Here is a 23,446-nt window from a genome sequence, read left to right as displayed (position 1 = left end):
CGGGCCTGCGCCATCCCGGACAGCTCAGGGCGCGGAGAGCTGCACCACAGTGGTGTCGAGCAGACGCACGCCCTGGACCCGCGCGGTCATCACCACGACGGTCTCCCCGCGGTGGTCGGACCCGATGGGCGCGAAGGTGGCCGGATCCACAGCTGCGGCGTACTCCCAGTCGACCTCCTGCCGCTCACGAGCCTGCTCGATCTCCCGCAGCACGGCGGTGGTGCTGGGAGCGGCTGCCTCCACGGCGGTCACCAGGCGCGACAGGGCCAGGGCCTGCTGCCGACCCGCATCGTCGAGATAGGCGTTGCGGCTGGACCGGGCGAGGCCGCTGGGTTCGCGCTGCAGCGGCACCGGGGCGATCTCCACCGGCACGTCGAGGTCCCCCACCAGACGCTGCACGATCGCGAGCTGTTGGGCATCCTTGCGGCCGAACACGGCGATGTCGGGCTGCGTCAGCAGCAGCAGTTTCAGCACGACGGTGGCGACCCCGGCGAAATGACCGGGACGGGCGGTCCCCTCGAACCCGGCGGCGAGGTCCCCGACGGTCACCGTCACCATCGGCGGGAGCATCGGGTACATCTCCTCGACCGAGGGCGCGAACACGAGGTCGACGAGGCCGTCGACCAGACGCAGATCGGCGTCGAGATCCCGCGGGTACCGTTCGAAGTCCTCCTCCGGCCCGAACTGCAGGGGGTTCACGAAGTCGGTGAGGATCACGTGGTCGGCGAGGGTGCGGGCGTGGTCCACCAGGGCCAGATGGCCCGCGTGCAGAGCACCCATGGTCATGACCACCGCGACGGTGCCGTCGAGGGCGGCGCGGGCCTGCCGCAGCTCCTGCTTCGTGGTCACCAGGCGGGTCATGCATCCTCCTCGGGGTCGGGCGCGTGGGGGTCGGCATCCGCGCCGTCCACCACATCCTGCACCCTGCGGGCCGCCTCCGCGGACAGACCGGAGCGGGCGAGGGCCGCGCGGGCCAGGGCTCGGTAGGTCGCCTTGGTGTCGCGGGCATGACCCGGTCCGCCGGTCGCGTCGAGGTCGGCGAGGGCCGCGAGGTGGGCGGCGACGGTGCCGGCATCTCCGCGGCGCACCGGCCCGGTGAGGGCCGCCGCCCCCTGCCGCAGCGCATTGTCGAGAGCCGCCTCGAGCAGGGGCCGCAGGTAACCGCCGGGGTCGTCCATGCCGAGACGCACCAGGGCCTCGCGCGACTGATCCACCAGCACCACGAGGTGGTTCGCGGCATGGGCGAGGGCGGCGTGGTAGAGGATGCGATCCCCCTCCGGGACGGTCACCGGCCGGGCACCGATCTCCACGGCGAGCGCCTGCGCGATGGCCAGGAAGTGGCCCCGGGCGGTGACCGCCATGGGGCAGCCGACCAGTCGCGGCAGGTCGGCGGCGGTGCCGGTGAAGGTCATGGCGGGATGCATCGCGAGGGTCACCGCCCCGGCCCGCTCCAGCGGAGCGAGGACCTCCACCCCGTAACGGCCGGAGGTGTGGACCACGAGCTGTCCCCCGGGGGCGAGACCGGTGGCGGCGATCCCGGCGGCCAGGTCCTCCAGCTGATCGTCGGGCACCGCGAGCAGGAGCATCTCGGAGCGCTCCACGATCCGGGGCACGTCCAGCAGCGGCACCCCGGGCAGCAGCTCCTCAGCGCGCTGCCGGGAGGCGTCGGAGACGGCGTACGCGCCGGTGAGGGCATGACCCTCGCGGCGCAGAGCGGCCCCGAGGACCGCGCCGACACGTCCTGCACCGATGACGCCGATGCCGAGCCGCGGGGCCCGCCGATCGGCGCTCATGGTGTCTCCTCGGGGACGGCGGTCGTCGGCGTGGACGCGGCCGACGGCAGGGAGGCGACGGGACGGGCCCAGCGCTCCCGGTCACGGTAGCGGCGGGCGACGGCAGCGCGTCGGGCAAGCTCCGCGTGGAGACGCTCGGCGTCGGCAGCGGAGCCGTGCTCCCAGTCCACGCCCCCATCGGCGGTGATCATCTCGAGGTGGGCCAGCCCCTGACGTCGGTCGACGGGTCCCTGCACCCATCGCACGCCCTGCAGCCGGTCGCTGGGGACGATCTGCAGACGGCAGGTGAGCAGCCCGCTGCGCAGCACGACCGCCTCCGGCAGCACCACCGCAGCGCAGGTGCGGCGGGCGATCCACTGCCACCGGTGCGGCGGATGCAGGCCGGGCAGCTCACGGGCCGGGGCGGTGAGCAGGTGCAGCAGGGTGGCGGTGTCGTCGGGGGTCCCGAGCGGGGTCATCACGTGCTCCAGCGTCGCACGCAGTTCCGCCTCGGTGCCGACCGGGAGGATCGCATCGGCACCGTCCTCGCCGTCCTCGATCCCGGCGGTGGCCACGGAGAGATCCACCCAGCCCGGTCCCCGCCACAGCAGGGGGCGACGCAGCGTGAGGGTCTGGACACGATCCGGAGCGAGGTTGTCGGTGCGGGTGCTGAACAGGCCCCGACGCAGGCGCAGCCCGGCCGGCGTGGTGCGGGAGACGAACCCCCAGCTCTTCTCCACCCGATCCAGCACGAGCTTCGGCACCGCCAGCACTGCGGGCAGCAACGGCAGGATCACACCCCAGCTCAGCGGCACCGCGCCGGTGAGCATGGTGACCACCGGTGCGAGACCCACGAGCAGCAGCGCCGCACACATCAGCAGGAATCCGACATCGCGCAGCAGGGAGTGCAGCAGACGGGTGGTGGGGATGCCGGCCAGGAGCTCCCCGTCGGTGACACCGTCGTGGAGGACGTGGTCGAGGCGCTCCCGCAGAGGGCTGGAGGTGGGGTCGGCAGCAGACGGGCTCGCGGACCCCGTCGCATCCCCCGAGCCTCCGAGGGCAACCACCCCGGCATGGTCCTCCGCGGCGGCATCCTGGTCGCCGACGGCGGCGACCCGCAGGATGTGACGCCGCAGACGTTCGGCGTCCGCCGAGGAGACGTAGTCGATGTCGAGATGCGAGTCCTCACCGCCGGTGAGCTCCACGCGTACCTTGGCGACGCCCAGCAGTCGGGCCATGAGCGGCCGTTCCACGGAGACCGCGGTGATCCGTTCCCGCGGGGCGGAGCGTTCGGTGCGGGTGAGAAGTCCGCTGTGCAGTTCGACGCCACCGGGTCCGACGGCATAGGTGGTGCGCCACCAGCTCAGCATCCCGAGCAGCACCGCCAGCACCGTGAGCACCGCCAGGGCGCCGAGGGCGATGAGGGCCCGGGTCCAGGTGAACTCCTCGAGCAGGTCGGGAATGTTCTGGAACCCGACCACGGCCGCCACGGCGGCGAGCACCTTCCACCCGTTGACCAGCGGCGTCAGCGGGTGGGTGCGACGGTGGACGACGGTGCTCACAGTGCCGCCAGCTGGGCTTCGCCGCGCTCCAGCAGGCGCAGCCGCAGAGCTTCGGCCTCGGCGCGGTCCAGTCCGGGGATCACCACGCTCGCGGCGGCCGCCGCCGTGGTCAGCTGCACATCGGCGAGCCCCAGACGCTGCAGCAGCGGGCCACGGGAGAGCGTCACCGACTGGATCCGCCCGTAGGGGACGGTGACGACGCGCCGCACCAGGACCCCGGTGGCCACCACCAGGTCGTCATCCCGTTCGGCGTACCCGAGGGCACGGACCCGCCGACCGACGAGCAGCACCCCGGGCAGCACCACGGCGAGCGGGATCAGGGCAAGCAGGGCGAGCCACCAGCGATCCAGGAGCACCGCTGCGGTGACGGCTGCGGCGATCAACAGCAGCGCTACCGCCTGCCCGGGCAGCGCCGCGATCCGGCGAGCCGTGATCAGGCGCGGGGACACGGGCCGCAGCGCGGTCTCGGAGGATGCTCTCATGGGTCCATCATGGCAGGCCGGGTCGGGCATCCCGCTCGACCATCGGTGAGACACCCGGATCCGAAGGTCGCCCCGGGGCGGCCTCCCTCGCTCAGGCAGGGGTGGCGCGTCCGGCCGAGTCCCCGCTGTCGCTCGGCGGAAGGGTCCCCCAGCGTTCGACGATCACCCCGACGACGGCCAGGACGATCGCGCACACACCGGCGAAGGTGGTCGGCAGCACGGCGGTCCCGAGGTCCCCCAGGCCGGTGCTGACCAGGAACACGGCTTCCCCCAGGAACAGGCCCGCACAGATCGCCCCTGTGTAGGCGGCGGCACGGGCGAGCTGCACGGTGCGGTAGGCGGTGGGCATGTCCAGCTGGTGACGTCGCGGCGCAAGGGTCGGGTGCAATCGCCGTTCCTCCGATTCGCGCAGATAGCGCCGCAGCGGAAGCCCGAGAGCCACGAGCACCCCCGCGAGCACCAGCAGCACGAGGCCCGAGAGCCATCCCGCCACCGGCAGGGTTCCGCCGCGGGAGACGGCGAACTCGGATCCCGCCGCGCCGACCCCGCCGGCCAGCACGCCGATGAGCAGCAGCATGGGGATTCCGACGGGGCGCATCAGTCGGTGTCCCCCTGCCGTGCGGCGTGCAGACCATGACGGTCCGGCGCCGCGGCGAGCAGATCGGCGATCGGCCGGGGCCCGTCATGGCCCACCAGGGTGTCGTCGGGGCGGACCGCGTGCCAGGGGGCGAGGACGAAGGCCCGCTCGTGCGCTCGGGGGTGCGGGAGGGTCAGGTCGGGGTCGTCGAGCATCAAGTCTCCCCAGGTGATGACGTCGACGTCGAGGGTGCGCGGGCCCCACCGCACCTGGCGTTCCCGGTGGGCGTCTCGTTCCAGGGCGTGGGCGAGGCCCAGCAGCTCCCACGGGCCGAGCGTCGTGCGCACTCCCACCGTGGTGTTGAGGAACCCCCCCTGCTCGACCCCACCGACGGGGTCGGTCTCCAGGATCGGGCCGGTCCACACCCGCTGGACCTCCGCCGCCCCGTCCAGCAGGTCGAGGGCGCGCTCCAGGAGGGCCCGGCGGTCCTGCAGGTTGGAGCCGAGGGCGAGGACCGCCTCCACGGGCGGCGCGGTGCGGGTGATCTCCACCGCGACATCCGTGAAGGGGTGCGGGATCGGCGCGGAGGGCTTGTGCAGGACCAGGTCGAGGCGACGCACCAGCGGATGCTCGGCGAGGATGCGCGCAGCGGCGCGTTCGGCGACCGTCTCGATCAGGTCGACGGGAGGCCCGGTGATCTCCTCGACGAGGATCTGGGCGACCTCGGCGTAGTTCACGGTGCGGTCGAGGACGTCCCCGCGGGCGGCGGGGGCGAGGGCCAGATGGAGGGCGACGTCGGCGAGGAATTCCTGGCCATCGCGGCGCTCATGCTCGAGCACCCCGTGGTGGCCGTGCGCCCGCACTCCCCGCAGACGGATCACGTCGCGGTGCGGGGCGGGCGCACCCACCTCGGGCACGAACTCAGCCACGGCGGGACCCCGCCTGGGCGAGGGCCCGCGCGGCGCGGGCGGCTGCGGCACTGGGAGCGGCCTCGTGCACCCGCACCGCCCACGCGCCGTGCAGGGCGCTGTGCATGCTTACCGCGGCGGTGACCTGGTCGCGGTCCACCCCGAGAGACCCCATCGACCGCTTCCGGGAGGCACCGATCAGCACCGGCAGGTCGTGGGCCTCGAGCTCATCCCAGTGGGCCAGCAGTTCCCAGTCCTGGGCGGCGGCCTTGGAGAAGCCGAGCCCCGGGTCGGCCACGAGCCGCTCCCGCTCCACTCCGGCCTCGACCAGGGCGCGGAGTGCCGCCCCCAGTTCCTCACGGACCTCCCGGGCCACGTCGGTGTACGTGGTGTGGCGTCGGACGTCGGGCCCCCGCCAGTGCATGGCGATCATGACCGGCGGTTCGCCGCGCCGGGTGCGCAACCGCGCTGTGGTGGCGGGCATGGCAGGGTCGGCGAGACCGCCGGAGACGTCGTTGATGATGCCGACCCCTTCGGCGATCACGGCCTCCGCCACTGCCGCATGCATGGTGTCGATACTGAGCACGGCGCCATCGGCGACGAGCGCCCGCACCACGGGCATCACGCGACGCAGCTCCTCCTCCTCGTCGACCGGTTCGGCACCCGGGCGGGTCGACTCCCCACCGAGGTCGATGAGGTCCGCGCCCTGGTCGCGGAGCAGGCGGGCGTGGGCGACGGCGGCCTCGGGGGCGTTGTGCAGGCCGCCGTCGGAGAACGAGTCGGGGGTGACGTTGAGGATCCCCATCACCGCGGTGCGGTCGAGGGAGGCGAGGGGCTCCGGCAGACCGACGGGGCGACGGGGACCGGAGAGGAGCGGACGGCGCATGGACTCAGCCCTTCATGATCAGGCTCATCGCCTCGGCACGGGTGGCGGTCTCCCGCAGCACACCGCGCACGGCACTGGTGACGGTGCGAGCCTCCTCGGCGCGCACCCCGCGCATGCTCATGCACATGTGCTCAGCCTCGAGCACCACGATCGCCCCGGAGGCCCGGAGCTCCTGCATGAGGGCGTCCGCGATCTCGGTGGTGATCCGCTCCTGCACCTGAGGGCGGCGGGCGTAGACCTGCACCAGACGCGCGAGTTTCGACAGGCCCGTCACACCACCGTCCCCGGGGATGTACCCAATGTGGGCGGCGCCGAGGAACGGCAGGAGGTGGTGCTCGCACATGGAGTAGAACCGGATGTTCTTCACCAGCACGAGCTCCCGGTGCTCCAGGTCGAAGGTGGTGGCGAGGGGCTCGGCGGCGTTCTGATCCATGCCGGCGAACACCTCGGCGTACATCCGCGCCACCCGGGCGGGGGTGTCCCGCAGTCCGTCGCGGTCGGGGTCCTCACCGATGCCAGCGAGGATCTCGCGGACGGCGGCCTCGATGCGCGCGTGGTCCACCGGCATGTCAGTCCCCCAATCCCGGGATGGTCGGTCCGTCACCGCCGGGCTGCGGCAACTCGGGAGCGCCTGGGGTGAGCGGTTCCCCGGCGTCCGAGGATTCGGTGCCCTCGGCGGAGGCGGGGCCGCCCACCAATGGGGCGGTGAACACGGGGCGCTCCGGGCTGGACTGCCACACATCGCGCGGGGGCAGCTTGCGCACGTCACGGAAGATCTCCGCCAGCTCCCTCTCCCCCAGGGTCTCCTTCTCCAGAAGCTCCAGCACGAGGCGGTCGAGCACGTCGCGGTTCTGGGAGATCACCCACCAGGCCTCGTCGAGCGCGATGTCGAGCAGACGACGGACCTCCTCATCGACGAGGTTCTGGGTCTCGGCGCCGTACCGGGGCGACTGGCCCTGCTGCATGCCGACGAACACCTCGTCCTGGTCACCGGACAGGGCGATCTGCCCCACGCGGGAGCTCATACCCAGCTGCGTCACCATCGCGCGGGCGATCTTGGTGGCGTTCTGCAGGTCGCTGGCGGGGCCGGTGGTGACGTCGTGGAAGATGCCCTCCTCCACGGCGTACCCGCCCATCGCGTACGCGAGCCGGTCCAGCAGCTCGTTGCGGGACTGGTAGTTGCGGTCCTGGGTGGGCACCACCATCGTGTATCCGCCGGCCTGGCCGCGCGGCAGGATCGTCACCTTCGTGACGGGTGCCGAGTTGTTCAGCGCCGCCGCCACCAGGGCGTGCCCGCCCTCGTGGTACGCGGTCATCTGCCGCTCCCGTTCGGTCATGACCTTCGAGTACCGCTGCGGCCCCATGGAGACGCGGTCGATGGCCTCGTCGAGGGCACGGTTGTCGATGATCTGGTTGCCGGAGCGGGCGGTCAGCAGCGCGGCCTCATTGAGCACGTTGGCGAGGTCCGCGCCGGACATCCCGACGCTGCGGCGGGCGATGTTCTCCAGATCGACGTCCTCCGCCAGGGGCTTGCCCTGCGCGTGCACCTTGAGGATCTGGAGGCGGCCCTTGAGGTCGGGGGCGCTGACGGCGATCTGCCGGTCGAATCGGCCGGGCCGCAGCAGGGCCGGGTCGAGGATGTCGACGCGGTTGGTGGCGGCGATCAGGATGACGTTCTGGTTGGCCTCGAAGCCGTCCATCTCCACGAGCATCTGGTTCAGGGTCTGCTCGCGCTCGTCGTGCCCGCCGCCCATGCCGGCGCCGCGGTGGCGGCCGACGGCGTCGATCTCGTCGATGAAGATGATCGCCGGGGCGTTCTCCTTCGCGGTGGAGAACAGATCGCGCACGCGGGAGGCGCCCACGCCCACGAACATCTCCACGAAGTCGGAACCGGAGATCGAGTAGAACGGCACGTTGGCCTCACCGGCCACAGCCCGGGCCAGCAGGGTCTTGCCGGTTCCGGGCGGGCCGTACAGCAGCACACCCTTGGGGATCTTCGCGCCGACGGCCTGGTACTTCTCCGGGCTGACGAGGAACTGCTTGATCTCGTCGAGTTCCTCCACCGCCTCTTCGGCACCGGCCACGTCGGCGAAGGTGACGGTGGGCATGTCCTTGCTGAACAGCTTGGCCTTCGACTTGCCGAACTGCATGGCCCGGCCGCCCCCCTGGGCGTTGGCGATGAGGAACCAGAACAGCCCCAGGAACAGCAGCAGCGGCAGGAAGGAGAACAGCAGCGTCGACCACCACGAGTTGCCGACGATCTCGTCGCTGTACCCCTTCGCGGGGGCCGCGTCGGCGACGGCCTGCACGACCTCCTCGCCGCGGGCATCGACGTAGGGGAACCGCACCCGGGTGCCCTTGTCCTCGAATTCCTCGCTGAGGACCAGGTCGACCCGCTGCTGCGTGCCGCCGACGATCTTGGCCTGCTCGACCTGACCGTCGGCGAGGAGCTGGAGCCCCTGCTGGGTGTCGATCTGCTGGTAGCCGTCACGCCCCAGGAAGGAGAAGGCCAGCAGGCCCAGCAGCAGAGCGGTCACGAGCCACAGGGCGACGCTCCCGGAGGGGCGCTTCCTGTTCCTGGGGGAGTTCTTGGGGGCGGCGAATGCCATCTCAGTCCTCGTAGACGGAGCGCTTGAGCACTCCCACGTAGGGGAGGTTGCGGTAGCGCTCGGCGTAGTCGAGCCCGTAGCCGATCACGAACTCGGTGGGGATGTCGAAGCCGACGTACTTCACGTCGATCTCCACGCGGGCGGCCTCGGGCTTGCGCAGCAGGGCGCAGACCTCGACGCTCGCGGCACCGCGGGAGCGGAGGTTCGCCAGGAGCCACTTCAGGGTGAGCCCGGAGTCGATGATGTCCTCCACGATGAGGACGTGACGCCCGGTGATGTCGGCGCCGAGGTCCTTGAGGATCCGCACCACACCGGAGGACTTCGTCCCCGAGCCGTAGGAGGAGACCGCCATCCAGTCCATCTCCACCGGCAGGTCGATGCGGCGCGCGAGATCGGCCATCACCATGACGGCGCCCTTCAACACACCGACCAGGATCGGCGGGTTCTCGGCATAGTCGGCGGAGATGCGACGACCCAGCTCGGTGAGCTTGTCGTGGATCTGCGCCTCGTCGAGCAGCACCCGGTCGACGTCGTCATGGATGGGGTCGGCCGCCACGCCGTCACTCCTTCTGGTCGGTTCCCTCGAGGTGCCCTACGCGACGATCCGTGCCCGCGGGGGCGCGTCGCCACACGAGCAGCCCGTCGCAACGAGCGACCTCGATCGTACCCGGGAGCGGCGCCGGGGCCTGACCGTGCCATGAGCGCACCAGGGCATCGACCTCCCGCACGTGGCGCCGCAGCAGGGACTTCCCGCTGCCGCCGCCCGCGGCCCGGGCGGCCCGACGTGACACGTCCCGCAGGATTCGCGTGCGGATCGGGGTCGGTTCCGCCGCGAGGGCGTGCACATCGAGGGCGAGCAGATCGTGGGGCCCGTCGACGGGCCGGCGCAAACCCTCCGACAGCTCTCGCGCCTCCCGATCGAGGTGGTCGGCGTCCTCCCGGACCAGCGCGGAGGCGCGGGCGAGGTTCTCCTCGACCTGATCCCCGAGCACCTCCCGCAGCACGGGCAACACTTCATGCCGCACCCTCGCGCGCAGATGATGCGGGTCGGCGTTCATCGGGTCGTCCCACCACTCCAGGTCGTGCAGGCGGCAGATCTCCTCGGTGTCGGCGCGCCGCAGTCCGAGGGACTCGTCCTCGTCGGTGCCGAGGAAGGGACGCAGCGTCACGCCCCGCGCCGGGGAGATCGCGGCGATGGACCGGGGGCCGCCGCCTCGGGCGAGACCGAGGAGCACCTGTTCGGCCTGGTCGTCGAGGGTGTGGGCGAGCAGTACGGCGAGCGCCCCGCGGTCCTCCCGGACCTCGGCCAGGGCCCGGTGTCGGGCCTGCCGGGCGGCGTTCTCCAGACCGCCCGGGCCGTCCTCCACCGCGACGCGGCGCACGTGCGCGGCGGCCGCGCCGAGCTGTTCGGCCTGCATCGCGGCATGCTCGGCCACCCGCTCCGAGCCCTCCTGCAGCCCGTGATCGATGATCACCGCCTCGGTGGCCAGGCCGAGCCTGCCCGCCACCCACACCGTCGTCGCGAGCAGGGCCAGGGAGTCGGCGCCGCCGCTGAGCCCGACCAGGACGACGGGGCGCCAGCGGGCGGGATCGCTGGCGTCGGCGAGGGTCTCGAGACGTCGGGTGAGGGCGATGCGCACCGCCGTGCGGGCCCGGGCGACGACCCGGGGCGGGCCGGCCATCAGCCGTCTTCCCCGATCTCCGCGGCGATCGCGTCGACCGCGGCGCGCGCCTCGGCGGCACGGGAGCCGTCGAAGCCGTACACCACCACACTGAAGGCCACCGCCCGCCCGCTCGGCAGCGTCGTCACCCCCGCGAGCGATGCCGTTCCACCGAGGTACCCGGTCTTGCCGTGGACGAGCCCACGGGCGGGGCGCACGGCGCTGTCTCCGAAGCGTTCGGCCAGCGTGCCGTCCAGACCCCCGACCGGTAGCGCGGAGAGCATGCCGCGCAGGGCCGGATCCTCCCCTCCGGCGCTGGCGGCGAGGAGCCCGGCAAGGGTCTGCGGGGCGATGGCGTTGGTGACAGCCAAGCCGCTGCCGTCGACGAGACGCAGACCCTCCGTGGGGATCGCCTGCTGGCGGGCGTACTCGGTGACGCTCTCCTGCACCGCGCGGGCGGAGCCCTCCGCATCGGCGGGCAGACCGCGTTCGACCGCGACGAGCCGCGCAAGGGCCTCCGAGAGGGTGTTCTCCGACGGTTTGAGCGTCTGCGCCACGAGATCGCGCACCGGTGCGGAGCTGATCTCCGCACTCGGTCCCTCTTGCGGGGCCCGGCCACGGGCGACGTCCCCCGTGACCGTCACCCCCTGCCCCTGCAGGCTGCGGGCGAAGACCCGTCCGGCATCGAGGGCGGGGTCGGAGGATTTGCGACCGTACTGTTCGGCATCGAGCCGGCCGAGGTCGACGGCAAGCGCGTGGACCGGGGCGACCCACCCGCCGGCCGGCCCGTTGGCCCCCCAGGCCGGGTTCACCCCGTTCCCGGTGAACAGGGTGTCATCCACCTGCAGTCGCACCTGTGCCAGGCCGGCCTCCCGCACGAGCGGTGCGGTCCGTTCGGCGAGGAGGTCCAGATCCGCGGCGGCCAGGGTCACGTCCCCGCCGCCGACGAGGGTGAGGGTGTCGCCGGAGAGCACCGCGCGGGTGGGCAGGGTGCTGTCCGGGCCGAGCTCGCGCAGGGCGGCGGTCGCGACCAGGACCTTCACCGTGGAGGCGGGCGTACGAGCGGTGGCGGCGTCCCGCTGGGCGAGCACGGCCCCGGTCTCCACGTCGATCACGGAGTAGGCGAGCCGCCCCTGCACCACGGGGGCGGCGGCATGGGCGTCGAGACGCTGTACGAGGTCCTCCCCCACGGCCGGATCGGGCACGCCGGGAGCCGGGGGCGCGAGGGGGGCAGCATCGACTCGCTCGGCATCCTCCCCCTGGGCGGGCGGCCCCGTCGGGTCCTGCTGCTCCCGTTCCAGGGTGAGCACCCCCGGGAAGGCGTCCGTGACATCGCCCACGGCGTAGAAGGCGGTGGGCACCGCCAGGGCCAGCGCGATCGCCGTCGCACGCCAGATCCGCTTGCTGCGCACAGGGCTCCCCTCGTTCGGCCTCCAGGCCCCTCACGATAGAATGCCGCGCACCGGTCATTCGACCCGGCCATCGGCCAGACAGCAACGGAGCAACCGTGGAATTCGACGTCACGATCGAGATCCCCCGTGGGAACCGCAACAAGTACGAGGTGGATCACCACAACGGACGCATCCGGCTCGACCGGATGCTGTTCACCGCCACGCGGTACCCGGACGACTACGGCTTCATCGAGGGCACCCTGGGTGAGGACGGCGACCCGCTCGACTGCCTGGTCCTGCTGGAGGAGCCGACGTTCCCGGGATGCCTGATCCGCTGCCGCGCCCTGGGGATGTTCCGCATGCGTGACGAGTCCGGCGGCGACGACAAGATCATCGCCGTGCCGGTCGGCGACCAGCGCCAGGTGCGCCGCCAGGAGCTCACCGACGTCTCCGAGTTCCACCGTCTGGAGATCCAGCACTTCTTCGAGGTGTACAAGGACCTGGAGCCCGGCAAGAGCGTCGAGGGCGCCCACTGGGAGGGCCGCAGCGATGCCGAGGCGGAGATCCGCCGCTCCTATGAGCGTGCGATCGGCACCGAGCACGAGAACGAGTTCACCCGCAAGTGACCCGGTGACCTTCCGCCGGTGATCCCGCCGGGATCACCGGCGCGCAGCTCCCACCCCGGAGCACTGACGACGGGGCGGGTGGCCGATCGGCCACCCGCCCCGTCGTCGTCACGGTGGACGCGGCACCGGACCCGCCGCCGCTCCCGCGACCGCGCTCAGCGGCCCGTGCCGGGCGCGTGCGCGAAGATCTCCTCGACCGCCTCCACCACCGAGCGGGCGATGGCCCGGTTCCCGACACCCCCGACAACGGCACCGACACCGAAGGGCAGGAGCCGACCGAGCCACACCCCGGTGGTGCGCTGCAACAGCTTGCGCCGGATGTAGCGCGTCACCTGCTGGCGCACGAACGGCGGCATGGACCCGCCCAGCTGACCGGCCAGAACGGTCTCCCACTGCACGCCCTGCTTGCCGAGGGCCTTGGTGACGATCTCGGCTCCGCGCTCCCCTCCGAGCACACCCATCATCACCAGGCGCCGGGCCTCCTTGTCGCGCATGTCGACCCCGTGGATGGCGGCGGCCGAGAGGGCCAGGAACGCGCAGGCCTCGGCGAAGGCCACGCCCGCGCCGACGGTCAGCCCGATGGCGGTGACTGTCCCGACGCCGGGGAGCGCGGCCGCGCCGCCGATCCCCGCACCGGTGGCGGTCAGGAGATTGGTGAAGACCTTGGAGACGTCCTCCATCATCTCCTCGGTCGAGGCGCCCGGCTTCTTCGCCCGCAGGGACGCGACGTACTTCTCGGCCGCCGGGGCCTGCAGTCGCAGGGCGGTGTCGATCATGCTGATCCAGCGGGCGTCCAGCACGCTCTGATCGCCGACGCTCTCGATGTCGCGGCCGGTGGTGTCCTGGTTCATGCATCCTCCGTCGTCGTGAAGTCGTGGACGCGCCCACGCTACCGTCGGCGCCTTCCTCGACGCTGATCGCGCGGCCGGTCACCCCAGGAGACCACCCCGGAGGGGCGCCGCACCGTATCCGGGGCACCCCCGGCGGACGTCCTCAGGGGCGCAGCACCACCTCACCGGGATCCAGCCTCGTCACATCCCCCTCGAGACCGAGGAAGCGCACGGCCTCGGTGAGATCCGCGTAGCGGCTCGTGTAGTGGTCCCTCACGAGGGACCGCGGCACCGAGCGGTCGTGGCAGAGGGTTCCCGCCAGATGATCGGTCTCGTGCTGCACGATCCGGGCCGACCAGCCGGTGAGCTCCTCCTCGGCGGGGATGATGGTGCCGTCCGCCCGAAGCTCCTGGGCACGCATCCGCACCCGGCGCCCGCGCGGCACCAGGGACATCCACCCGTCCACGGACAGGCACCCCTCCCAGAAGTACACGCGCTCGTCTCCCAGCACCTCGTACTCGGGGTTCAGGACGCAGCGCAGCGGCATGCCCCGGCGCTCGAGGGGGTCATGCTCGGACTCTTCCCCCGGCTGCACCCTGTCCTCCATCACGACCAACCGCAGCGGGATGCCGACCTGCGGGGCGGCGAGCCCGACTCCGGGGGCATGGCGCATGGTCAGCGTCATCGCCTCGACGAGTTCCGTGAGGACAGCGGCGGGCAGCTGACCGTCCCAGTCCCGGGAGCGGACCCGGAGGGCCGGATGGCCCGCCTGGACGATGCGCAGCGGATCGGTCGGGGATTCCCGGCGCGCGAGCACACGGGTGGTGAGGTCGAGGAGGTCCATGGCGGCAGTATCGCCCGGGCCCTCGGGCCCGCGGAACCACGCAGGTCATCCGGTACGATGTGCGCACCGGTGCGAGGACCCTGGACGGTCGCACCTGCGGACGACGGAGCCCGCGCCCCGGTGACCATGACACTTCACAACGGATCGTCCGGCACGTACCTGCCGGTGAAGGAGAACACGACCATGGCAACGGTCACCTTTGACAACGCCACGCGCATCTACCCCGGCCAGGAGCGGCCGGCGGTCGACAGCCTGAACATCGAGGTCGCCGACGGCGAGTTCCTCGTGCTGGTGGGCCCCTCGGGCTGCGGCAAGACCACCTCCCTGCGCATGCTGGCCGGCCTCGAGGAGGTCAACGGCGGCCGCATCTTCATCGGCGATCGCGACGTCACCGACGTCCCGCCGAAGGACCGCGACATCGCCATGGTGTTCCAGAACTACGCGCTGTACCCGCACATGACCGTGGCCGACAACATGGGCTTCGCCCTGAAGATCGCCGGGGTGCCGAAGGCGGAGATCCGCCAGCGCGTGGAGGAGGCCGCGAAGATCCTCGACCTCACCCAGTACCTGGACCGCAAGCCGAAGGCCCTCTCCGGCGGTCAGCGTCAGCGTGTTGCCATGGGCCGTGCGATCGTGCGCTCCCCGCAGGTGTTCCTGATGGATGAGCCGCTGTCGAACCTCGACGCCAAGCTCCGTGTCTCGACCCGTACGCAGATCGCCTCCCTGCAGCGCCGCCTGGGCGTCACCACCGTCTACGTGACGCACGATCAGACCGAGGCCATGACCATGGGTGACCGTGTGGCCCTGCTCAACAAGGGCGTGCTGCAGCAGATCGACACCCCGCGTCGCATGTACGACCGTCCGAACAACGTGTTCGTCGCGGGCTTCATCGGCTCCCCGGCGATGAACCTCATCGAGCAGCCGCTGACCGACCAGGGCGTGCAGTTCGGCGGTGGGTTGGTGCCGGTGGATCGCACCACGCTGTCCGACACCCGCGAGAACGCCGTCACCGTCGGTGTGCGCCCCGAGGACCTCGAGATCACCACCGACGGCCAGGGCCTCGCGGTCGAGGTCGACGTGGTCGAGGAGCTCGGTGCCGACGCGTACGTCTACGGTCGCCTCGCCGGCACGGATGAGACCAGCAAGCCGATCATCGCCCGCGTGGACGGCCGCCGTCCTCCGCAGAAGGGCGAGACGGTGCACTTCCGCCCGAAGCAGGACCACGTGCACCTGTTCGATGTCGCCACGGGTGAGCGCCTGGGCGACTGATCCCGACTTGCGGACAGCGGCGGGCACCCCGCTGTCCGCGTCCCTCCCCGACGGGGCGTCCGGCGATGGCCGGGCGCCCCGTCGTCCGTAGCAGAATGGGAGCCATGCCTCTGGAGATCACCGCGTCCCGCGTCGATCCGGCCCTGCTGGATCTGCCGTGGAGCGTCCCGCTCGAGGACTGGCCCGAGGAGCTCCTCGCCGCCCTCCCCCGCGGTATCTCCCGGCACGTCGTGCGCTTCGTGCGGATCTCCGGCAGGGTCCTCGCGCTGAAGGAGATCTCCGGCGAACTCGCCCACCGCGAGTATCAGACGCTGCGGATGCTCGGCCGCCTGGGTGTGCCCGCGGTCCAGCCCTCGGCCGTCGTCTCCGGCCGCGAGACCGCGACCGGGGACGAGCTCGACTCCATCCTCATCACCCGGCACCTGCAGTTCTCCCTGCCGTACCGGGCGGTGTTCACCCAGATCTCCACCCCCGCCACCGCGCGCCGGTTGCTCGACGCCCTCGCGGTCCTGCTGGTGCGCCTGCACCTGGTCGGTTTCTACTGGGGGGACGTGTCGCTCTCGAACACCCTGTTCCGCCGGGACGCGGGCGCGTTCGCCGCCTACCTGGTGGATGCGGAGACCGGGACGCTGGAGGAACGACTGTCGGATGGACAGCGCGACTATGACCTCGACCTCGCGCGGACGAACATCATCGGGGAGCTGATGGACCTGCAGGCCGGCGACCTGATCGGCGAGGACACCGACGTGATCGAGATCGGGGACCACCTGGTGCGCCGCTACCGCGAGCTGTGGTCCGCTCTCACCGCCCGAGAGAGCTTCGGGGCCGATGAGCGCGGCTGGCGGGTCTCCGGCAGGGTGGAGCAGCTCAACCAGCTGGGGTTCGACGTCGACGAGCTGGAGATCACCACCGATCTCGACGGCACCACGGTGTCGATCCAGCCGAAGGTCGTCGATGCCGGGCACCACGCGCGCAGGCTCATGCGTCTGACGGGTATCGAGGCGCAGGAGAACCAGGCACGGCGGCTGTTGAACGACCTCGACCAGTACCGCGCGTACACCGATCAGCAGGCGGAGGACGAGGAGTTCGTGGCCCACGAGTGGCTGCAGCGGCGGTACGAACCGGTCGTCCGGGCGGTGCCGCGGTCCCTGCGGGCGAAGCTGCAGCCACCGGAGTTCTTCCACGAGGTGCTGGAGCACAAGTGGTTCCTCTCGGAACGCGCCGGGCACGACGTGTCCTTCGACGATGCCGTGCAGGACTACATCCTCACCGTGCTCCCCCGCCGCCCCGATGAGAAGTCTCTGGTGACGACGGAGACCTCGGCGCTGCCGATCATGGAGGACTGAGCGGGTCCGACGGCGCCCGCCCTGTCGGCGGGGATCCCCGCCGGAGGTGACGGCCGGTGGTACCGGAAGCGACACCCCGCCGGATCAGGCGAGACCCGCGGCGGCACGCTCCCCACTGATCTCGTACAGCGCGATGGCCGCGGCCACGGAGGCGTTCAGCGATTCGGTGGCCTGGTCCATGGGGATCGAGACGATGCGGTCGCAGGTCTCGCGCACCAGGCGTGACAGCCCCTTGCCCTCGGCACCGATCACCAGCACCACCGGTTCGCTGCCGAGGTCGAGGTCCCGGGAGGAGACATCCCCGCCCGCGTCGAGCCCGAGCGCCATGACGCCCTCGCGCTGCAGGGAGGTGAGCGCGCGGTGCAGGTTCGTCACCTGGGCGACGCGCACCCGGCCGGCGGCCCCCGCGGCGACCTTCCACACGCTGGCCGTCATCCCCACGCTGCGACGCTCCGGGAGGATCACCCCGTGGGCGCCGAACGCCCCGGCGCTGCGCAGGATCGCACCGAGGTTGCGGGGGTCGGTGATCCCGTCGAGGGCGATCAGCAGCGGCGGCTGGAAGGCATCACGGGCGATACCCAGCAGCTCCGCGACATCCGCGTATTGGTACGGGGGCACGGTGAGGGCCACGCCCTGGTGCACGGCGCTGTCGGTCATGCGGTCGAGGTCCGAACGGGTGACCTCCGCGACGGGCAGCGCGCGCTGCGCGGCCAGCCGCAGGATCTCCCGCACCCGCTCGTCGACGTCGATCCGGTGCATCACGGTGACCTGGGTGGCGGGGACGTCCTCCCGCAGCGCCTCCAGCACGGAGTTGCGTCCGGCGACCTGGTCGCTGCCGGGGCGGCGGGCGTGATCTCGGCCCCGTGCTCCCCCGCGGCCCCCGCCCTGGCGGGCCTGCTTGGCGGCGTACGCCTTGTGGTGGGGGCGGTCCTCAGCACGGGGCGTCGGGCCCTTCCCCTCGAGGGCGCGGCGGCGCACCCCGCCGGACCCGACGGTGGCGCCCTTCTTCGCGCCGCGCATGGCGCCGCGGCGCTGCGAATTGCCTGCCATGAGGTTCCTCCTGGGGACGGTGGTCGGGAGCGGGGAGCGTGAGGCGGTGTGTCGGTCGGCGGGGCCGGTCAGGCCCGGGCCTGCGGGGCGAGGCTCCAGCGGGCGCCGTCGCGGCTGTCCTCGACGCGGATCCCGGCGGCGGCGAGGTCGTCCCGGATGCGGTCGGCGAGGGCCCAGTCCTTGGCGGCGCGGGCCGCGGCGCGGGCCTGGAGCTGGGACCGCACCAGGGCATCCAGTGCCGCATGCTCGGAGGCATCGCCTGCGCTCCCTCCACCCCACTGCGGGCCGAGAGGGTCGAGCCCCAACACGTCGAGCATCGCCCGCAGCGCCGCCAGCAGCGGCTCCACCTGCTCCGGTGAGGCACCGGCGGCGAGGGCGGAGTTCAGCTCCCCCTGGGTGCGATGCACCTGGGCGAGGGCCTGCGGCACCCCCAGGTCGTCGTCCAACGCCTCGGAGAACGCCTGCGGGAGGGTGACGGCCCGCAGGTCGGCGTCAGGCGCGGCGGCGCCCTGGCCGCCGAGCACCTCAGCGGCGCGGCGAGCGGTGCCGACGAAGCGCTCCCACACGGTGGCGGCCTCGTGGACGGACTCCTCGTTGTACTCGACGACGGCGCGGTAGTGGGCTCCCACCAGGGCCAGTCGCACGACGGGCGCGGGGTGGTCCGCGAGCGCCTGCTGCGCGGTGACGAAGTTGTCGAGGCTCTTGCCCATCTTCAGGCCGTTGACGGTGAGGACGCCCGAGTGCATCCACAGCTGGGCGAAGCCGTACCCGGCGGCGTGGGACTGCGCCTGCTCGTTCTCGTGGTGCGGGAAGCGCAGGTCAAGGCCGCCAGCGTGGATGTCGAAGGTCTCCCCGAGGTACTTGTGGGACATGGCGGAGCACTCGAGGTGCCATCCGGGCCTGCCGCGGCCGAAGGGGGTGTCCCAGGCGGCGCTCGCCGGCTCAGTCGGTTTCGCGGCCTTCCACAGAGCGAAGTCCCGCGGATCCCGTTTGCCGGGTTCGGGCTCCTCGCCCGCGTCCTGCATGTCCTCCAGGGACTGGCGGGTGAAGGAGCCGTACTCCGGCAGGCTCTGCACGGCGAAGTACACATTGCCCCGGCCGTCGGCGTAGGCGTGCCCGCGGTCGATCAACCGCTGCATGAAGGCGATCATCTCCGGCACATGCCCGGTGGCGCGGGGCTCGTAGTCCGGGCGGCGCGCGCCGAGGGCGTCCATCACATCGTGGAACTCGCGTTCGAAGCGCAGCGACCAGGCCCACCATTCGGCGTGGTTCTCCGCGGCCTTGGCGAGGATCTTGTCGTCGATGTCGGTGACGTTGCGGACGTACGTCAGGCGCAGTCCGCTGCGCTCGATCCACCTGGCCAGCACGTCGAAGGCGAGGAGCGTGCGCAGGTGACCCAGGTGCGGGCCACCCTGGGTGGTGGGGCCGCACACGTACAGGGACACCTCGCCCCCACGCACGGGCGTGAGGTCGCGCAGGGTGCGGGAGGCGGAATCATGCAGGCGCAGGGTCACCGCCCCAGACTACCGGGGGTGTGACCCGCCGGGGACGTGACGACGGCCGGCCCGCGGGAAGCGGACCGGCCGTCGGGGGCTCGGGACGGGCACACAGACCGGGTGGGCCCGGTGCGCGCGGTGATCAGGAGGAGGGGACCGCCACGGAGCCGTCGGTGTGCGGGGTGCGCGGGGACGGCACCGGGGCCTGCGGGCGCTCCGGCGTGGTGGCGGGCACCGACGCGCCGTACAGCTCATCGAAGGTGTCGTCGTACGAGACGGCGTTGCGGCGGCGCTGACCCTTCACGGCCTGCACCGCACCCTGGGCGGTCTCGATGGTGGTGGTGGGGGCGGTGATCTTCTTGAAGATCACGAAGGCGACGGCCCCGGCGATCAGGCCGAGGACGACGAACACCCCGGCCACGATCAGGAACGACGCCCACGCGGGCAGCCCCAGGGCCTGCAGGCCGGTGGCGGCCGCGAACAGCAGCATCACCCAGGCGGACAGCAGCAGGAACAGGAGCACCGCTGCGAGGGCCGCGGTGATCCCGGCCTTGATCGCGATCCCGGTGATCTCCTTCTTGGCGATGGCGATCTCGTGGTGGACGACGCCGAGGAACTCGTCGCGGACGGACTGGACGAGCTCACCGATGGACCGCTGCGTGCGCGGCGTGCTCGGGTCGTTCGTGGTGTTGATCATGAGGCGGAGCCTATCGGAGAAGGTGCAGGGTGGGGGAGTGACCGGGACGTCACTCGATGCTGATGCGCTTGCGGCGCGGTGCCTCCGCACGGGGACCGGCGGAGGTGGAACGCCGCACCACCAGGCTCGGCGCGATCGCGACGTCCCGCGCCGGCGAGTCGTCACCGCCGACGCGATCGACGAGGAACTGCGCGGCCAGGGCGCCCAGACGGTCGGAATTGGGATCGACGCTGGTCAGCTCCACCACCCCGGTGGACCCGAGAGAGGTGTTGCCGTACCCGGCCACCGCCAGCTGGCTGGGCACGTCGAAGGAGGCCTCGCGGGCGGCCGCCAGCACACCCAGGGCGGAGACATCGTTGGTGCAGATCACCGCGGTGGGGATGACACTCCCGCGCAGCAGCATCGACCCGGCGGTGTGCCCCACCTGCTCGGTGAAGTCGCCGGGCTCCACACGGGCGCGGTCGGCCAGACCGTGGCGTTCCATGGCAGCACGGAAGGCGTCGGCGCGCTCCCGGCTCACGGCCGCGCCCACGCCGCCGACGTGCGCGATGTCACGATGCCCGAGGGACACCAGATGGTCGACCAGCAGGCCCTGGCCGATCTCGTCGTCGATGCGCACGGTGTCGATCCGCCCCGCGTACTCACGGGAACAGCCGATGCCGACGAAGGGGCGGCCCTTGGTCGCCTCCAGCACACTGTCCATGTCGGCGAGGTCGGAGATCATGAGGAAACCGTCGACACCGAGGTTCACCAACGACTCGATGGCCTCGGTGTCGGCGGCGACCGGGTACTCCGGGACGCGGCGCCGGGTGGGGACCACGACGGCGGAGCGACCGGTGGCGGTCAGCTCGATCCGGATGGCGCGCACCAGGTCGGAGATCCAGGTGTTGCGCATGGTGTTCACGAGCACCGCGACGACACCGCGGTGGTCACCCTCGCTGACGACCTCGTCGCGGGGGAAACCCAACCGGTCGGCGGCCTCCTCGACCCGCTCGCGGAGCTTGGGGCGGATGTCCTCTGCCCCACGCAGCGCACGCAGCGCCACGGCGCTGGAGATCCCGAGACTGTCGGCGACATCACGCAGGGTGCCGCGGGCCGGCCCGCTCTCGGCCGCCAGCGACTTCTCGACCTCGTCGCCCTGCTCGATGATCTGTCCGGTCTCCCCCGCGTCGGGGGCCGGGCCGTGGGTGGTGTCGGCAGTGGGGTCGATGCGCTCGCCGCCGCTGCTGCTCGCTCCGTTGCTCATACCTCCATTGAACCGCATCACACGCAGTGGAGAGACGTCGGCCCGGTCCCGGAGTCCCGGGACCGGGCCGTGCGGCCGGACGGGCGAGCGCATCGCCGGTGCGCGACGGGCGTCCGGCCACCGTGAAGCGCTCAGCCGCCTCTCGGCGACCGGCTCCCCCGCCCGGTCAGCGCCTGCCGGTCATGCCCTGCTGGATGAGGTCCATCACCGAGGAGTCGGCCAGTGTCTGGGTGTCACCGACCTCGCGGTTCTCGGCGACGTCCCGCAGCAGGCGGCGCATGATCTTGCCGGAACGGGTCTTCGGCAGTTCCGTCACCAGGAGGATCCGCTTCGGCTTGGCGATGGGGCCGATCTCCCGGCCCACGTGCTGGCGGAGCACTTCGATCGCCCCCTCCTCGCCCCCGGCCTCCTCGACGGCCTGCTCGGTGCCGCTGCGGAGGATGACGAAGGCCACGACGGCCTGGCCGGTGGTCTCATCGCTGGCGCCGACGACCGCCGCCTCCGCCACCCACTCGTGGCTCACGAGAGCGGATTCGATCTCCGTGGTGGACAGACGGTGACCGGACACGTTCATGACATCGTCGACGCGGCCGAGCAGCCAGATGTCACCGTCCTCGTCCTTGCGCGCGCCGTCCCCGGCGAAATACCGCCCCGGGAATCGCGACCAGTACGTGTCGCGGTAGCGCTGTGGGTCACCCCAGATGCCGCGCAGCATCGACGGCCACGGCTCGGTGAGGGCCAGGTAACCTCCCTCGCCGTCGCCCACGGGTTCCCCGGTGTCGTTGAGCACCTCGGCGCTGATGCCGGGCAGTGGCACCTGTGCGGACCCGGGTTTGGTGGAGGTGATGCCCGGCAGGGGCGAGATCATGATGGCGCCGGTCTCGGTCTGCCACCAGGTGTCGACGATCGGGCAGCGGTCCCCGCCGATGACGCGGCGGTACCACATCCAGGCCTCGGGGTTGATCGACTCCCCCACGCTGCCCAGCAGCCGCAGGGAGGACAGGTCGTACTTCCCGGGGATGTCCTCGCCCCACTTCATGGCGGTGCGGATCGCGGTGGGCGAGGAGTAGAACTGGGTGACGCCGTACTTCTCGATGATCTCCCACCAGCGGCCCTGGTGCGGGGTGTCGGGGGTGCCCTCGTAGATCACCTGGGTGGTGCGGTTGACCATCGGCCCGTAGACCACATACGAGTGGCCGGTGATCCAGCCGACGTCGGCGGTACACCAGTAGACGTCGGCGGCGGGCTTGAGGTCGAACACCACCCGATGGGTGTAGGCCGCCTGGGTGAGGTATCCGCCGGTGCTGTGGACGATGCCCTTCGGCTTCCCGGTGGTGCCGGAGGTGTACAGGATGAACAGGGGATGCTCGGCCGGGACCGGCACCGGCTGATGCTCGGTGGAGGCGCTCTCCCGGGCCTCGTGCCACCACACGTCCCGGCCCTCGGTCCACGCGACGTCCCCGCCGGTGCGGCGCACCACCAGCACCTTCTGGACGCTGGGTGCGCCGGTGGCGAGGGCTTCGTCGACGGCCGGTTTCAAGGGCAGGGCCCTGCCGCGGCGGAACTGGCCGTCGGCGGTGATGACGGCCTTCGCCTCGGCGTCCTCGATCCGGGAGCGCAGGGCGTCGGCGGAGAAGCCGCCGAAGACCACCGAATGCGGGGCGCCGATACGGGCGCAGGCGAGCATCGCGAAGACGGCCTCGGGGATCATCGGCATGTAGATGGCGACGCGATCGCCGGTGCTCACACCCAGGTCGGTCAGGACGTTGGCCAGACGGGAGATCTCGTCCTTCACCTGGGCGTAGGTGTAGGAGGCGTCGGAGCCGTCCTCGTACTCCGCGAGCAGGGCGACCTGGTCCCCATGCCCGGCCTCCACATGCCGATCCACGGCGTTGTACGCGGCATTGAGCTCTCCGTCGGCGAACCACTTCGCGAAGGGGGCCTCCGACCAGTCGAGCACCTCGGTGAACGGAGTGGCCCAGCTGAGGACCTCGGCGCGGGCCCGCCAGAAGGCGAGCCGGTCGCGGGCGGCCTCCTCATACAGCCAGGGGCGGGCCACCGCGTGCTCGACGAAGTCGGAGCTCGGCGGGAAGGTGCGCGTCTCGGACGACAGCGGGTCGATCCCCGTCGAGGGATCGCGATCCGACGCAGCAGGCATCAGGTCTCCTGGATGGTGCGAGTCACGATATGTGGT

General features: G+C 71.8%; 22 protein-coding genes. 3 read left to right on the top strand and 19 right to left on the bottom strand.

Going from position 1 to position 23,446, the window contains the following annotated elements:
• Positions 1–24 precede the first annotated feature (24 nt).
• From panC to dacB, 12 genes are all read right to left on the bottom strand, one after another.
• The gene (panC, locus tag JSY14_RS11560) at positions 25–861 is read right to left on the bottom strand and encodes a pantoate--beta-alanine ligase (protein WP_259559264.1); all 837 of its coding nucleotides are present in this window, start codon (positions 859–861) and stop codon (positions 25–27) included.
• Positions 858–1,793 (bottom strand): Rossmann-like and DUF2520 domain-containing protein, encoded by a 936-nt coding sequence (locus tag JSY14_RS11555; protein WP_259559263.1) that lies wholly within the window; start codon positions 1,791–1,793, stop codon positions 858–860. Before JSY14_RS11555 ends, panC begins: the two co-directional genes overlap by 4 nt.
• Entirely contained in the window at positions 1,790–3,334 is a 1,545-nt protein-coding gene (locus tag JSY14_RS11550) for a PH domain-containing protein (protein WP_259559262.1), read from the bottom strand. The genes JSY14_RS11555 and JSY14_RS11550 overlap by 4 nt, the downstream gene beginning before the upstream one ends.
• Positions 3,331–3,816 carry a PH domain-containing protein gene (locus JSY14_RS11545; RefSeq protein ID WP_259559261.1) on the bottom strand — a complete coding sequence of 162 codons (486 nt, stop codon included), beginning with the start codon at positions 3,814–3,816 and terminating at the stop codon, positions 3,331–3,333. Before JSY14_RS11545 ends, JSY14_RS11550 begins: the two co-directional genes overlap by 4 nt.
• A gap of 91 nt (positions 3,817–3,907) precedes the next feature.
• Positions 3,908–4,414, bottom strand: coding sequence for a DUF3180 domain-containing protein (locus tag JSY14_RS11540; RefSeq protein WP_259559257.1), 507 nt, complete (start codon positions 4,412–4,414; stop codon positions 3,908–3,910).
• Positions 4,414–5,322 carry a 2-amino-4-hydroxy-6-hydroxymethyldihydropteridine diphosphokinase gene (folK, locus tag JSY14_RS11535; RefSeq protein WP_259559255.1) on the bottom strand — a complete coding sequence of 303 codons (909 nt, stop codon included), beginning with the start codon at positions 5,320–5,322 and terminating at the stop codon, positions 4,414–4,416. The genes JSY14_RS11540 and folK overlap by 1 nt, the downstream gene beginning before the upstream one ends.
• Positions 5,315–6,187 carry a dihydropteroate synthase gene (gene folP, locus JSY14_RS11530; RefSeq protein ID WP_259559249.1) on the bottom strand — a complete coding sequence of 291 codons (873 nt, stop codon included), beginning with the start codon at positions 6,185–6,187 and terminating at the stop codon, positions 5,315–5,317. The genes folK and folP overlap by 8 nt, the downstream gene beginning before the upstream one ends.
• Positions 6,188–6,191: 4 nt before the next feature.
• Positions 6,192–6,755, bottom strand: a complete 564-nt coding sequence (gene folE / locus JSY14_RS11525; RefSeq protein ID WP_259559247.1) for a GTP cyclohydrolase I FolE — start codon at positions 6,753–6,755, stop codon at positions 6,192–6,194.
• 1 nt (position 6,756) lies between these two features.
• On the bottom strand, positions 6,757–8,796 hold the full coding sequence (gene ftsH / locus JSY14_RS11520) for an ATP-dependent zinc metalloprotease FtsH (RefSeq protein WP_259559246.1): 2,040 nt from the start codon (positions 8,794–8,796) through the stop codon (positions 6,757–6,759).
• 1 nt (position 8,797) lies between these two features.
• Positions 8,798–9,352: a hypoxanthine phosphoribosyltransferase gene (hpt, locus tag JSY14_RS11515; RefSeq protein WP_259559245.1), complete on the bottom strand. Its 555-nt coding sequence runs from the start codon at positions 9,350–9,352 to the stop codon at positions 8,798–8,800.
• A gap of 4 nt (positions 9,353–9,356) precedes the next feature.
• On the bottom strand, positions 9,357–10,478 hold the full coding sequence (gene tilS / locus JSY14_RS11510) for a tRNA lysidine(34) synthetase TilS (RefSeq protein WP_259559244.1): 1,122 nt from the start codon (positions 10,476–10,478) through the stop codon (positions 9,357–9,359).
• A complete protein-coding gene (gene dacB / locus JSY14_RS11505) occupies positions 10,478–11,869 on the bottom strand; it encodes a D-alanyl-D-alanine carboxypeptidase/D-alanyl-D-alanine endopeptidase (protein WP_259559243.1) in 1,392 nt (463 codons plus the stop codon). Before dacB ends, tilS begins: the two co-directional genes overlap by 1 nt.
• 95 nt (positions 11,870–11,964) lie before the next feature.
• Between dacB and JSY14_RS11500 the strand changes: the two genes are divergently transcribed.
• Positions 11,965–12,474: an inorganic diphosphatase gene (locus tag JSY14_RS11500; RefSeq protein WP_259559241.1), complete on the top strand. Its 510-nt coding sequence runs from the start codon at positions 11,965–11,967 to the stop codon at positions 12,472–12,474.
• A 155-nt stretch (positions 12,475–12,629) separates the two neighbouring features.
• Here the strand turns inward: JSY14_RS11500 and JSY14_RS11495 are convergent, their stop codons facing one another.
• Both JSY14_RS11495 and JSY14_RS11490 read right to left on the bottom strand, forming a co-directional pair.
• Complete coding sequence (locus tag JSY14_RS11495; RefSeq protein WP_259559240.1) at positions 12,630–13,325, bottom strand: hypothetical protein; 696 nt, start codon at positions 13,323–13,325, stop codon at positions 12,630–12,632.
• Between the two features lie 142 nt (positions 13,326–13,467).
• The gene (locus JSY14_RS11490; RefSeq protein WP_259559239.1) at positions 13,468–14,148 is read right to left on the bottom strand and encodes a peptide deformylase; all 681 of its coding nucleotides are present in this window, start codon (positions 14,146–14,148) and stop codon (positions 13,468–13,470) included.
• A 183-nt stretch (positions 14,149–14,331) separates the two neighbouring features.
• Between JSY14_RS11490 and JSY14_RS11485 the strand changes: the two genes are divergently transcribed.
• Positions 14,332–15,417 carry an ABC transporter ATP-binding protein gene (locus tag JSY14_RS11485; RefSeq protein ID WP_259559676.1) on the top strand — a complete coding sequence of 362 codons (1,086 nt, stop codon included), beginning with the start codon at positions 14,332–14,334 and terminating at the stop codon, positions 15,415–15,417.
• A gap of 104 nt (positions 15,418–15,521) precedes the next feature.
• Positions 15,522–16,763 (top strand): DUF4032 domain-containing protein, encoded by a 1,242-nt coding sequence (locus JSY14_RS11480; protein WP_259559238.1) that lies wholly within the window; start codon positions 15,522–15,524, stop codon positions 16,761–16,763.
• 84 nt (positions 16,764–16,847) lie between these two features.
• Here JSY14_RS11480 and rlmB read toward each other — a convergent pair whose 3' ends face one another.
• The 5 genes from rlmB to acs all read right to left on the bottom strand — a co-directional run bounded on the left by rlmB (position 16,848) and on the right by acs (position 23,410).
• The gene (gene rlmB / locus JSY14_RS11475; RefSeq protein ID WP_259559237.1) at positions 16,848–17,813 is read right to left on the bottom strand and encodes a 23S rRNA (guanosine(2251)-2'-O)-methyltransferase RlmB; all 966 of its coding nucleotides are present in this window, start codon (positions 17,811–17,813) and stop codon (positions 16,848–16,850) included.
• Between the two features lie 68 nt (positions 17,814–17,881).
• A complete protein-coding gene (cysS, locus tag JSY14_RS11470) occupies positions 17,882–19,327 on the bottom strand; it encodes a cysteine--tRNA ligase (RefSeq protein ID WP_259559235.1) in 1,446 nt (481 codons plus the stop codon).
• A gap of 124 nt (positions 19,328–19,451) precedes the next feature.
• Complete coding sequence (locus tag JSY14_RS11465) at positions 19,452–20,006, bottom strand: phage holin family protein (protein ID WP_259559234.1); 555 nt, start codon at positions 20,004–20,006, stop codon at positions 19,452–19,454.
• 49 nt (positions 20,007–20,055) lie between these two features.
• Positions 20,056–21,252, bottom strand: coding sequence for a LacI family DNA-binding transcriptional regulator (locus tag JSY14_RS11460; protein WP_259559231.1), 1,197 nt, complete (start codon positions 21,250–21,252; stop codon positions 20,056–20,058).
• Positions 21,253–21,418: 166 nt separating this feature from the next.
• Positions 21,419–23,410 (bottom strand): acetate--CoA ligase, encoded by a 1,992-nt coding sequence (acs, locus tag JSY14_RS11455; RefSeq protein WP_259559228.1) that lies wholly within the window; start codon positions 23,408–23,410, stop codon positions 21,419–21,421.
• Positions 23,411–23,446: the final 36 nt, after the last annotated feature.

The sequence above is a fragment of the Brachybacterium sillae genome, assembly GCF_025028335.1.
Taxonomy (GTDB): Bacteria; Actinomycetota; Actinomycetes; order Actinomycetales; family Dermabacteraceae; genus Brachybacterium; species Brachybacterium sillae.
This window is presented reverse-complemented; position numbering and strand designations above follow the sequence as displayed.